Genomic DNA, 13,204 nt, shown 5'->3' on the forward strand with positions numbered 1-13,204 from the left:
TATTGCAAAATAATATTTGGATCAATACTTGACTTTAAACACAATTCATTTCGACGGCTGGAGAAATCTTCTCCCTAAAAGGTGACCAAAGACCTCTCCTGACGTCGAGGTGACAAGGACAAGTCTTTCTAAATAGTTGTACTTGTCTTGATGTATCTATACTTGCATTTACCTTACAACTCCTCCGTCAAAATCGCCAAAGCCGTCTTAATCCCCTCTTTGTAATTTCCCAATCTGATATTTTCATTGGGGCCATGTTGGTTGTTGTCTGCATTGACAGTCACCACTGTTACAGCAGGGACATTCAAAGCATCGACAAAAGGAGCTATGGGTAAAGATCCGCCACTGATTCTTTTCCTGATGGGATCCTTTCCAAATGCACGGTTCATGGCTTTATTCAACCAAATTCCAGGCTCTGAATCAAACGGGGTTCTAAAAGCTTTGTAGGAAATACTTCCTTCCCATTTGACCAATTTTGGATATTTTGCTCTTTCTTCATCAGTAGGGTCATTTTCGAGAATGTGGTATCCTTGACCTTCAATATGCTTTCGGATCAAAGAAAAAAGCCTTTCAGGATCACTTTCTGGAACCAAACGTACATCTATCTCAGCAGTTGCATCAGCAGGAACAATGGTCCTCACCTCATCACCGACCCAACCTGAGGATAAGCCCCTGATATTTAAGGATGGATATTGCAAGGATTCCTGATAAGTATTTCCGACTTTATCGGTACTGCCAATTCCCAGCTTACTTTTGATTTCATTTTCATCATCCGGCACCTGGTCCAAAATCTTTTTCTCCTCATCTGTGAGTATGATTCCATCATAAAAACCGGGAATGGTCACCCTTCCTCCATCATCTTTCATGGATGCCAACAATTGAGTCATCCTGAAAGCCGGGTTTGGTGCATAATTCCCATAATGCCCTGAATGCTGTGCTGCTCTTGGACCGAAGACTTTCAAAGTAAACTGAGAAATTCCCCTTGCTCCGAAACTCAACGTCGGTTCATTGCTCAAATGTCTTGGCCCATCCATGATCAATACCATATTCGCAGCAAGTTTCTCCTTATGTTTATTAATTGCTGCAGGTAGATGGGGAGAACCTATTTCTTCCTCAAAATCCAAAATCACTTTTACATTGTAATTTGGCATTTTGTTGTTCTCGACCATAGCATCCCAAGCGGTCAGAAACATAGCCAAAGGTCCCTTGTCATCAGATGATGACCTTGCAAATATCCGCCACTCAGGATCATATGTATTATGAAGGGTTTCCATAGGAATGATTTCCCACTTTCCTGAAGAATTTTGCTTTTTCAAAACAGGCTTATATGGATCTTCCTGTTCCCAACGCTTTCTATCTACAGGCTGACCGTCTATATGAAAATAAAAAAGCACGGTCTTTTTAGCTTTAGGGATATTCCTTTCTGCCAAAAGCATGGGGAAGCCGGCAGTTTCCAATCTTTCCGTTTTCCATTGCCTTTTCTCGAAATTGTCCTCACACCATTCAATATTGGCGACCAACTGCTCCGGATCATTTGAATCATTGGGCATGGATAAGATACTGTTGAGGATTTCAATTCCGTTTAGAAAATGCTTATCCGTCACCTCATCAAGATTGATGGCTTTTTTACTTTGGGCAAAAAGAAGGAATGGTGAAAATAAAAGCAATCCGAAAAGGTATAATGTATTTTTCATGACTTGGAATTGTAAGTAATGGATGAAGTTGAAAAGATAAGTCAAAGTGGGTATTAAAAAAAACTGATTTATTTGAAGTGGATGATATTAAATTTCATACCGAAATAGACCCCTTTCTAAAATCGGTCTTGCCAATCACAGCATTGATCAAAAATGACTTTTCTTGTCGGTTACTTTCTTTGGCTTTTTGGACTGATTTTACAAATTCATCCATAGACTCCACTCTTTCCCCTTCCGCTCCAAATGCATAAGGAATCTTATCATAATCAGATGTTTCCAACATCACAGCACAATCCGAACCCAAAAATTCAATCTGATCTCTTGCTATTTGCGTCCAGCAGGCATCATTTCCGATCAAGGCGGTAATGCCCAGTCCATGTCTCTGGAAAGTATCGAATTCCATCAGAGAATAGCCGGCGCTGCCATCCCCATACAAAATCCAAACCGGCCTGTCAGGATAAACCAAAGCTGCGGCAATCGCAAATCCCGCACCAACACCCAAGGTGCCGTAAGCACCGGGATCCAACCATGAAAGCGGTTGTCTTGCCTTTAGGACATAAGAGGCCGTCGCAACGAAATCACCCCCATCAGCCACCAAAACAGTATTATCATCCAATAGCGTTTCCAATTCAGACAACAATTGAATTGGATTCAAGCCCTCGGTATTTTCTTTGGATTGCATCTTGATTTCTACATCCCTTTTTTCATCCCTTTTCCTCAGTTGTTCCAACCAATCCTGAGGATTGACATGTGTTTTGGAAGCAAGCTCAATTATAAAATCACATGGATCAGCATGGATTGGAAGACTGGGTTTCTTATTGAGAAACAGGTCTGTTTTGCTTCGATTGATGGAGATGAATTTCCTGCCACCGATGTGGTTTCCAAAATCCAACCTAAAGTCATTGGGGACTCCTGCAAGAATGATAAGGTCAGCTTCCTTGATGGCCTCTTTTCTCTTGTGGCGGATATGTAACCTTCCGTTTCTTCCCAATAGTCCCCTGCCCGTTCCACTTAGGTACAGTGGAATTCCCAAATTATCTAAAGAAGCTAACAGTCTATTGGATTTTATGGGCTGAAGCATCGCACCACTTCCCAAAATCATCAAAGGTCTTTTGGCCTTTTTGATCAAGTTCATAGCTTTATCCAAATCGGCAGTTTTGTTTTTGGGATATGTGGGTTGGGGAGGATTCAAATTAAAAACTGTTTTATCCGAGTCTTTAAATAGCTTCTTGGCATGTCTTTGAATATACCATTGAATGACTTTATCTTTTATGGATTTGGAGCTTTTACTGCTTTTGGCCCCATACCACTCCTTCACCATCTTCTCAGGATAAAGAGTATCAATCGGGCATTCGATAAAAACCGGACCTGGAACTCCTGCCTGCGCCACCTGAAAAGCTTTTTCCATCTTGGGGCCAATTTCTTTGACTTTTTTGATAGACACAGCCCATTTGACGATAGGCTTCATGATACTCAATTGGTCAATATCCTGTAATGCCCCCCTACCCTTCAACATGGTTGCTGCTGCACCTCCCAATAATATCAATGGGGATTGGGCCATTTGGGCATTTTTGATGGCTGTGACAGTATTGGTCAATCCGGGACCGGCTGTCACTGCCACCACCCCCGGAATTCCGGTAAGTCTTCCGATTCCATCGGCTGCGAATACAGCTGTGGCTTCATTTCGGGTATCGATGACCTTTATTCCCAAATTCTCGGCTCCTACAAAAATGGGGGAAATGTGTCCTCCACATAGTGTGAACAGGTACTTGACTCCTTGATTCTTGAGTACCCTGGCAATTATTTCTCCTCCGTTCATAGAAGGAAAGATAATAAATATCAGGTGGAAAGGATAGAAATTAAAAATGAAAAAAATTTAACAATTTAGAGTTGACGCTTTAGCTTTGAACTCCACTTAAAACCCATTCTTGGATTCCCATCAATGTAACCTTAACAAAAGTTTCCTCTCTATCAAATGGCACCTTTAGATTTGGGATTTTGTATTCCAAATTTATCCAACCATCATATTGATTTGCTTTGGCTCTTGATGGCTCAGGTATAAAAAAAATCTGAGGGCCTACGTTTAATGCCAAGTTTCCCAGAAAATAACTTGTCCCTATGTTTTGTGCATTATAAATAAAAACTTTAAGCACCCCTGTTCGGGAATTATACAAAGCAAAATAGGGCATGGGAACAATTCTTGATGAATTTCCAAAATCCCTGAATGCAAATTGCCATCCATCTTCAGGTTTCATATCAGGATTATTAATATTCATCGGATTTCCCTGCGTATACCAAGGGAAGGTAATTTTAGATGAATCTCCAATAGACTGAACATAACTGAAAACATCAAGATAAAACCCTTCCGTCCAAGACCAAGAAGTATCCAAATTCGGATCAGTAGTTTCAGAAAAAGCAGGCCACACCAGTGCCTCTCTATATACCGTTTCTTTCAAGATCACTGTATCATCCTCCTCTATCACAGGATCCTGAAAGTCATCTTTGGGCAAACAACCATAAATTCCAATAAATAAAAGGATTGCAAAAAATGCTGGTTTCAAAGTTTTCATACCGGGTAATTTTTAAAATTTACTAAAAAGATCCATGGTTAAATATAATACCTTGTTTTTATTTGATTTTCATTTTTAATGTTAATTTTTCAAGAATAAAATCCTTGTAAAATCCACGGGACAGAAAAAAAATCAGAATAAAATTCCTACCTATCAAAGAAACTCCTCCTCCTCGACACCTTCAAATCCTGCAAAATCGATGATTTTACACGGATATCAAGGTTATAGGAAGTGAATCTTCCAAATGGAATCCAACTCACATTCATCTGCCAACAGTGAAGGTCCCGCGCAATGCCAATCATACTTTGGGTCAATTGTGCAGTAATAAAATCATAACCCCCACTGAAATTAATTTTCCACTTGTCAGAAATGCTTAGGTCACCATTGATATTGATGGCTGTTGTTATATTGGAAGGCCTTCCAGGCTGATTGTTGTAGGCAATGTTATAACCAAATCCTAAATTCCATGGAATATTCCAATCTATATATTGGGTGGGGTCATTGATAACTCTACTGATTTCATCCTCAACAAATTCATTCAATTGTCCTCCTTGCTGCAAGAAGTCATTGGTCATATCTTCTCTCATTTCCCCTGCTGATTTGCTTGCACCGCGGGGATTTAGACTACCGTTGACGTTCATTTGAATACTTCTGATTGTGCCAAGTCCCTGACCTGATTGCCACGCATAACGATTAAGTCTCCTACCTGTCACAGCACCTGTTTCAGGATTGGTCCTGATCAATTCTGCATAAGGATCAAGATTTCCGGAAAGGTTAATGGATAACTTATCTTCAAAAAATGAAGTCCTTGTATTAAAATTAACCTGCGACAGCTTGAAAGAATCAGCTGCAAAATTGTAGTTGGTTGATATGTTCAATGATTGTAATAAAGGTATTTTCTTGGTGGTTGGTTCTTCAGAATCACTTTCCGTTTTTAGTTTTGCTTCAACTACGTTTCTGATACTCAAGCTAAGTGCTCTGGATTCTCCCAATGGAGCACCTTGGAATATAAAACCTTGATGTCTGGAAAAAAACTGCGTCCTGCCACTTGAATCAACTTGTACTTGTTGGTAATACCCGAATATTGGATTGGAAAAATCAGGGTTAAAGTTAAAACCAAAAGAGGGCTGCATGTGGTGTCTTATCGCTTCTATTTTTTTACTTCGTTTGAAATTGTAAAAGCCATAAACGTTAGTATTCATGTTGAACGAGGTATTGTAAAAACTGACTCTGTTGAATCCGTTTTCCAAAATCCTATCGACCCTTTGTTCTACCGGATTATAAAAGAAATTGATTTTTTCAGTGTACCACAACTCAGTATAGTTCATCGAAGCGGTGCCTGTGAAATACTTAAACAATGTGAAATTAGAAGTCAATGGTATGGTATTTCTGGCGCCATTGTCTGCCTCCCTTAGCAATTGAGGGAGGTTGGCCAAGTTAAACGGAATAATATTCTGATCCGAACTGATTCCTTGACCTTGTTGTAACACCTCATTTTGAACACCAAATGGAGGGGTTATCCTATTATTGATCGAATTTTGCAAATTAAAATTCCAAGCAATATTCAATGTCTTCAAAGGCTCAAACTTGGCATTTTGAAATGGATTCTGTCGGTTCATGTTGACCGCAATATCCGGTAAAATCAAATTAACCTCATCGGTCTGCACATTTTGAGAATGTCTCAGGTTCGCAGACATACTAAAGGGGGTACCGGTGAATGTCTTGCTGTAGGATACATTGGAAGAGAACTCAGAATTGACATTTTGCACAAAACTATTGGGGTTGACCACCACATTGTTGTAATTGGTGGTACCGGCGTTGACAGCAGCAGAAAACCGGGAATTACCTCTTGACTCAGGACTATGCTGCCAATTGACCCAAATCGTATTATAATCCACTGGATTCAGTTCGGTTTCCGGACTTTTGAATCTTTGGTAATCAATATTAAAGCCACCGTTATACCTATATCTCTTTTTATAAATTGTCGAAGCCTTCGCACCATAGCCCCCGTTCGAAAAAACATCTCCTGTCAACCTTGTGTGTACATAGTCATTGAAAGCAAAGTAATAACCAAAGTTCCTTAGGAAGAACCCTCTTACCTGTTCTTGTCCATAGGAGGGGAAGACTATACCTGATGCCTTTTCATCAGGCGTATCGGGGATAATTCCAAAGGGTAATCCTACAGGTAACGGGATATCATTGAAGTACAAATTGAATGGGCCTGTGACTACCTGTTTTCCTCGGATTGATTTGATTTTATTGGCATTGATATGCCAATGAGGTTCGGCAAGATTACAAGTGGTATAGAAGCCATGGTCAAGATAAATGCTACCGTCTTGATCCTTTTTGATCGTCTGCCCTCTTAAAAGTCCATCTTGCTGTTCTGTGACCACATCCTTGATAATGGCTTTTTGTGTTTTAAAATTATACCGCATCTCCTTGCGGATTTCATAGGTAGATGCACCTTCTTTAAAAATCGGATTACCGGCGACATTACCCAAACTGTCAGTAACCCCTGATGCAAACAACTCGCTTTTTTCCCAATCAATGATTATCAAGTCTGCATCCAATCGGATATTACCATATTCAAACCAGGCCTCTTTGTGGAGATATACTTTATTGGCCACAAAATCAGTTATAATACTGTCTTCTCCGTAATAATTGATGGTAGTTTGAATATCACTCTGGGGTACTGTCTGGGTTGTGTCATTCCTCGGAATGGTATCTCTAGATAAAATGGCAAGAGAATCCAAAGGAGGCATCAATAATTCTGGACGGTTCAGCACAGTATCAGGAGCAATTATTCTTTGCTCCACATTTGTTTGGCTTCTTATTTGTGAAAAGCTAAATTGGGGGAAAACCCAAAGTAGCGTGAAGACAATCAAATGGAACCAGTTATTCCGCACTTAATAATATTGATTTGTTTAAAAATTTGTGAAATTTGCTCGGGCAAAGTTAATAGGATTCAATACGCATGAAACGATTCAAAGTTAAAAATATTCTCTTATTTTCCTTATTGACCATCTCCATGCTATTTGCTGGATTTGTTCCAACAGGTTCAAGAGCTCCTGAATTCAAACTAAAACGCATTGTAATTGATGCCGGACATGGTGGCAAAGATCCTGGAACAGTAGGAAATATTTCCAAAGAAAAAGATGTGGCTCTTTCTGTAGCACTTCAAGTAGGGAAATATGTGGAAGAGTTGCTTCCTGGGGTTGAAGTCATTTATACCCGAAAGACCGACGTCTTTATTGATCTGAAAGAAAGACCAAACATAGCCAACAGAAACAAAGCCGATCTTTTTATTTCCATACACTGCAATGCTGCCCCAAATAAAGCCGCTTATGGAACAGAGACTTTTGTTATGGGAACAAAAAACTTTGAGGCTAATTTTGACATTGTTAAAAGAGAAAATTCTGTAATTCTTTTAGAGGATAATTATGAGGAAAATTATGAAGGCTTTGACCCCAAATCACCGGAATCTTATATGATGTTCAACCTGATGCAAAAAGCTTTTTTATCCAATAGTATATCTCTCGCTTCTAAAGTAGAAAATGATTTTGTGACAAGGGTAAACCGTTCAAGCCGTGGAGTGAAACAAGCTCCTTTTTATGTATTGTGGACCACAAGCATGCCTTCAGTATTGATTGAACTTGGGTTTTTATCACATCCTGCTGAGGAGCGGTTTCTCAATAGCAAAAACGGGCAAACTTATTTGGCTTCAGCCATCTACCGATCTATCAAAGCTTATAAAGAGGAAATTGAGGCGTTGTAGGAATTCATGCCATGATTTTGAGTCATGACATCAATAGACATGAATACTCAGAGTCAAAGCATGTATATTTCCAAACCCAATTTGATTCTTCTGGGTTAATTAGGTTATTTTAGCATTCTAAGAAAACTAAACCCAAAAGATTTTATGGATATCGAATTCAACAAAAATGAAGACCAAATCAAACAGCAACTTTTTCAACTTCAGAAAAAACTGGAGCAGGTGAAGCTTGGGGGCGGTACGTCAAGGATTGAAAAAGAACATGCAAAAGGGAAGCTTACAGCGAGGGAAAGAATCGACTATTTAACCGATCCTGAGACTGAATTTTTGGAAATCGGGGCTTTTGCGGCCGATGGCATGTACAAAGAAGAGGGGGGTTGTCCATCTGCCGGTGTAGTCACTGGAATTGGCTACGTATCCGGTAGGATGTGCATGATAGTTGCAAACGATGCGACTGTTAAGGCCGGGGCATGGTTTCCGATGACCGCCAAAAAGAACCTAAGAGCACAAGAAATCGCCATGGAAAACAGATTGCCCATTATCTATCTGGTGGATAGTGCAGGTGTATTTCTTCCCATGCAAAATAAGATTTTCCCAGACAAAGAACATTTTGGAAGACAGTTCCGAAACAATGCAAAGATGTCTGCCATGGGAATTGTTCAGGTTGCGGCTATCATGGGCAGCTGTGTGGCAGGCGGGGCTTATCTGCCTATCATGTCCGATGAGGCTATGATTGTGGACAAAACAGGATCTATCTTTTTAGCCGGATCTTTTCTTGTCAAAGCAGCTATCGGTGAATCTATAGATAACGAAACCCTCGGTGGCGCTACCACCCATTGCGAGATTTCTGGTGTTACGGACAATAAATATGATAACGATCAGGAATGCTTAGATGCCATCAGAAAGATTTTTGATAAGATTGGTGCCTTTGATAAAGCAGGATTTGACAGAATAGATCCAAAAAAACCTGAAAAAAACGAGGCAGAACTGTATGGCATTTTCCCATCAGATAGAGTAAAGCCTTATGATATGATTGAGGTCATCAAGGGATTGGTGGATAATTCAGAGATTGATGAATACAAACAAGATTATGGTAAAACCTTGATCTGTGCCACTGCCAGGATTGACGGCTGGGCTGTTGGTATCGTTGCTAATCAGCGTAAAATCGTCAAAACAAAGAAAGGTGAAATGCAGATGGGCGGGGTTATCTACTCAGATTCAGCTGATAAAGCTGCCCGGTTTATCATGAACTGCAATCAGAGAAAAATACCTTTGGTGTTTCTTCAGGACGTGTCAGGTTTTATGGTCGGCAGTAAGGCAGAACACGGAGGTATCATCAAAGACGGTGCGAAAATGGTCAATGCCATGGCTAATTCCGTAGTACCGAAATTCACCATTATTCTCGGAAACTCTTATGGCGCAGGAAACTATGCCATGTGCGGTAAAGCTTATGACCCAAGGTTGATCTATAGCTGGCCTACTGCCCAAATGGCCGTCATGAGCGGTTCTTCTGCTGCCAAGACGCTTTTGCAGATCAAAGTTGCCTCACTTAAGAAATCAGGTAAAGAAAAAATCACCCCTGAAGAGGAAGAACAATTACTCAAAGAAATCACTGATAAATACAATGAAGAGCTCAGTCCTTATTATGCGGCTGCAAGACTCTGGGTTGATGGAGTCATCGATCCAATGGAAACCAGAAAAGTGATCAGTATGGGAATTGAAGCTGCCAATCATGCACCGATTACGGAGAGGTTTAATGTGGGGGTGATTCAGACCTGAGATTTTAGATATAAGATTTTAGATTTGGGAGAAAGGGATGTAGCTAAGAACGAATGAATCAAAATCGGCTTTTAAATTCGAATTGAACTTCTCTTTGTCACTTCGACGGCAGGAGAAGTCTATTCCCTCCTTGGATTTAGATTTCTCTCTACGTTCGAAATGACAAAGAGAAGCTTTTAAGATTAAGAATGATGGAATTGAAGGATGAAGGATGAAAGCTGTCAACCGGTCTTCCGGCTTCGGTCTTCCGGATTTTTCTAAAAAAGTAGTTTGCCACCAAGGTATCAACTAATCATAAATTTTAATAAATTGTAGTAATTATTCAAACTATGGACCAACTCAGCGAAAATGAACTTCATGCTTTGGTTTCCCTTTTGGATGATACTGATAGGGAAGTCAAAGGCCATGTGAGAGATAGAATTATTTCTTTGGGACATGAGGTGATTCCATTTTTAGAAAAAAAATGGGAGGACAGCTTCAATCCTGAAATCCAAAAAGAAATTGAAGAACTTGTTCATGATTTACAGTTTTCGCAGCTGAAAGAGAGGTTAATTGATTGGAGAAACTCCCCTGAACAGGATCTGTTGACAGGATTATGGATTATCAATACTTACCAATACCCTGACCTTGAATTTGAGAAAATCAATGCTGAAATGCATCAGATTTACTTCGAGGTTTGGACAGCCTTCAAAAACGATCTTTTACCTTACGAGCAGGTCCGCATCATCAATGGCGTATTGTTTAGTAATTTAAGATTTTCTGCAAATACCAAAAATTTCCATTCCCCCGGAAACAGCATGTTGAGCAACGTGTTGGATACAAAAAAAGGAAACCCTATCAGTCTTTGTGCCATCTATCTTTTGGTAGCCCAAAAACTGGGGCTCCCTATATATGGGGTCAACCTTCCAAATCTTTTTGTCCTGACTTATAAATCTGCAGACGCCACTTTTTACATCAATGCCTTCAATAAGGGACTGATTTTTTCTAAAAAAGACATTCGAAATTACCTTGAACACTTAAAAATCGAACCTTTGGATGTTTTTTTTGAACCATGCTCCAATAAAGACATTATCATCCGGACATTAAGAAACCTTACAGTTGCATTTGAGAAATTAGGTGAGACCGAAAAAGTAACTGAAATCCGGGAGTTACTGGCAATTGTTGAAAATTTGAATTTGCCTAATTGATCATTTTTACATTACAGCCTACCGCCCTACTGGAAGATGGGCTTGGATTTCTCCTGTTTTGGATTGCACCTAATGCACTTTCAAGATATTTCATGTTGGCATTGGCTGCTATCTGAGGGTTATTGTCAATCGCACCTCTATAAGAAATTGCATAACCCGTAGGACTTGGAGTAATTACCACCACCTCAGGCAATTTGGTGATACCAAATTGTTTTGTCACTGATTGGGAATTATCTTCCAAAAAAGGGAATTTGATGCTTTTCTCTTCCATCCTTTTTTTGATCGAAGCTGTGTTCTCTTCTTCTTCAATTCCTGAATGGGGATTGATCATGGCAAAAACAAAACCCTCCGAGCCGAATGAGCTTTGAAGATTAATTATCCTATCCTCATAGAGCTTTGAAAAGGGACAATTCAAACTGGTAAATACCAAGACTATTGCTTTCGCATTACTATGCATATCCAATTCAAATACCTGACCGGTTACTGCATCTTTCAATTGAAAGTTTTCAACTCTCTGCGAAAAGCAAAGGGAGACAGTAACTGCTAAAAGGAGGTTAGTAAGTATGATTCGCTTCATATTGGGGTTATTTTGCTTGGTGAAATAAATATAAGCACAAAGTCCTTACCAAATAGTGTAAGTCAGCACGATATCATTTTCTATTTCTACTTTTACTTTATAAAAATGATCTGAATAATCAGAATGTTGAATCCTAGCTTCAATCACCATATCCGTCAAAGAAAACGGCGACAGCCTGATATTGTGTTTAAGACTTATTCCCTTTTTACCCTGACATTTAAAAATGGATTCTTTTGCAGACCATGCAATCGTATGGATTAATGGATCATTTCCCAAAAACTCCATTTCTGATTCATCAAGAAACTTTGGCCCCAGACGCACAACCTTTTCCCTTACATAATCCATATCAATACCTACTGGCATTTCTTTGTGAAAAATTGCAGCAGCCAAGCCTTTGGTGTGAGTGAGGGACACATAGCCAAACCCATCCATTGGATACGACTTTCCGTGCTCATCTTTGAAAAATCCCGGATATGGTAATGAAATACATTCCATGGCAGATTTGATGGCGATCCGGGCACTTTTCCATTCCATTTTTTTTTTCGGATGCGAAATATTGGCGTATGCCAACTTTTCTCTAAAGCTTAAAAAATCAACACCATTTTGCGAAACTTCCTGAATATTCTTGATGGCCAAGGCTGATAAAGGACTTATTTTTTCTATTTTTGTTTGCATAGATCCTTTTAGGGAATAATTGATAATCGCTGCAAAATATGATAAAAATCCAAGTAAATAAACTCCATACTTTAACAGGCCACAATGATTGCGTTTATGCCTTGGTGGAAGCCCCGGATCCGCAATATTTTTTTACAGGCTCAGGTGATGGGATGGTGGTCTTATGGGATTTGGAAAATCCGGAAAATGGAAAGCTGATGGCAAAAGTCAACCATTCCGTTTATGCCCTTGAGGTAGATAAGGTGAGGAATCTTCTGATAGTGGGACATAATTTCGAAGGGATTCATGTTATAGATCTGGAAAGCAGAAATGAACTTTGGTCTATCAATTTGACCAACCAATCCATCTTCGATATCAAAATAGCAGGAAATGATATGTTTGTGGGAACAGGAGATGGTTTAATCATTGTGGTGGATATTGAAAAAAGAGCGATTAAAAAACATCTGAAAATTTCAGACAAAAGTGTTAGGGTATTGGCGATCAATCCCGACAACCGTACCCTTGCAGCCGGGTTGAGTGACCATAGCGTCAAAATATTTGATCTGATCACTTATGAACCTATCCATAACCTTGAATCTCATACCAATTCAGTTTTCGCACTTGCCTTTGATCCAAATTCTAAAGTTTTGATTTCAGGTGGCAGAGATGCCCAATTAAAAATCTGGGACACCAATACCTATACCTTGCAAGAATCCATAGTTGCACATATGTACGCAATTAATTACTTGGCTTTCCGGGAGGATGGCCAATTTTTTGTAACTTGTAGTATGGACAAATCCATTAAAGTTTGGGATTCCAAATCTCACAAACTGCTAAAAGTAATTGACAAAGCAAGGTATGCTGGACATGGCACTTCCATCAACAAAGTGATTTGGAGCAGTTTCAATCAAAATATCATTTCAATCAGTGATGACCGAAAAATTTCCATTTGGAATATAGAAATTTAAAAA

General features: G+C 39.5%; 10 protein-coding genes. 4 read left to right on the plus strand and 6 right to left on the minus strand.

Features of this window, described 5'->3' with window-relative positions:
• Positions 1-173 precede the first annotated feature (173 nt).
• From HMJ38_RS24450 to HMJ38_RS24465, 4 genes are all read right to left on the minus strand, one after another.
• Positions 174-1,694, minus strand: a complete 1,521-nt coding sequence (locus tag HMJ38_RS24450; protein ID WP_194977078.1) for a M20/M25/M40 family metallo-hydrolase — start codon at positions 1,692-1,694, stop codon at positions 174-176.
• A gap of 94 nt (positions 1,695-1,788) precedes the next feature.
• A complete protein-coding gene (locus HMJ38_RS24455) occupies positions 1,789-3,513 on the minus strand; it encodes a thiamine pyrophosphate-binding protein (protein ID WP_194977079.1) in 1,725 nt (574 codons plus the stop codon).
• Positions 3,514-3,592: 79 nt separating this feature from the next.
• Complete coding sequence (locus HMJ38_RS24460) at positions 3,593-4,264, minus strand: hypothetical protein (protein ID WP_194977080.1); 672 nt, start codon at positions 4,262-4,264, stop codon at positions 3,593-3,595.
• Positions 4,265-4,410: 146 nt separating this feature from the next.
• Positions 4,411-7,026, minus strand: coding sequence for a putative LPS assembly protein LptD (locus tag HMJ38_RS24465; RefSeq protein WP_228780259.1), 2,616 nt, complete (start codon positions 7,024-7,026; stop codon positions 4,411-4,413).
• Positions 7,027-7,238: 212 nt separating this feature from the next.
• On the opposite strand from HMJ38_RS24465, the gene HMJ38_RS24470 reads away from it, so the two are divergent.
• From HMJ38_RS24470 to HMJ38_RS24480, 3 genes are all read left to right on the plus strand, one after another.
• A complete protein-coding gene (locus tag HMJ38_RS24470; protein ID WP_194977082.1) occupies positions 7,239-8,039 on the plus strand; it encodes an N-acetylmuramoyl-L-alanine amidase family protein in 801 nt (266 codons plus the stop codon).
• Between the two features lie 144 nt (positions 8,040-8,183).
• Complete coding sequence (locus HMJ38_RS24475; protein WP_194977083.1) at positions 8,184-9,815, plus strand: acyl-CoA carboxylase subunit beta; 1,632 nt, start codon at positions 8,184-8,186, stop codon at positions 9,813-9,815.
• A gap of 329 nt (positions 9,816-10,144) precedes the next feature.
• Complete coding sequence (locus HMJ38_RS24480) at positions 10,145-11,002, plus strand: transglutaminase-like domain-containing protein (protein ID WP_194977084.1); 858 nt, start codon at positions 10,145-10,147, stop codon at positions 11,000-11,002.
• On the opposite strand, the gene HMJ38_RS24485 is transcribed toward HMJ38_RS24480, so the two are convergent.
• Together HMJ38_RS24485 and HMJ38_RS24490 are read right to left on the minus strand one after the other, a co-directional pair.
• On the minus strand, positions 10,995-11,579 hold the full coding sequence (locus HMJ38_RS24485) for a redoxin domain-containing protein (RefSeq protein ID WP_194977085.1): 585 nt from the start codon (positions 11,577-11,579) through the stop codon (positions 10,995-10,997). The two genes, HMJ38_RS24480 and HMJ38_RS24485, sit on opposite strands and share 8 nt — an antisense overlap.
• Before the next feature lie 45 nt (positions 11,580-11,624).
• A complete protein-coding gene (locus tag HMJ38_RS24490; RefSeq protein ID WP_194977086.1) occupies positions 11,625-12,254 on the minus strand; it encodes a 4'-phosphopantetheinyl transferase family protein in 630 nt (209 codons plus the stop codon).
• Positions 12,255-12,292: 38 nt separating this feature from the next.
• On the opposite strand from HMJ38_RS24490, the gene HMJ38_RS24495 reads away from it, so the two are divergent.
• Complete coding sequence (locus tag HMJ38_RS24495) at positions 12,293-13,201, plus strand: WD40 repeat domain-containing protein (RefSeq protein ID WP_194977087.1); 909 nt, start codon at positions 12,293-12,295, stop codon at positions 13,199-13,201.
• Positions 13,202-13,204: the final 3 nt, after the last annotated feature.

This window comes from Aquiflexum lacus (assembly GCF_015476655.1).
GTDB lineage: Bacteria > Bacteroidota > Bacteroidia > Cytophagales > Cyclobacteriaceae > Aquiflexum > Aquiflexum lacus.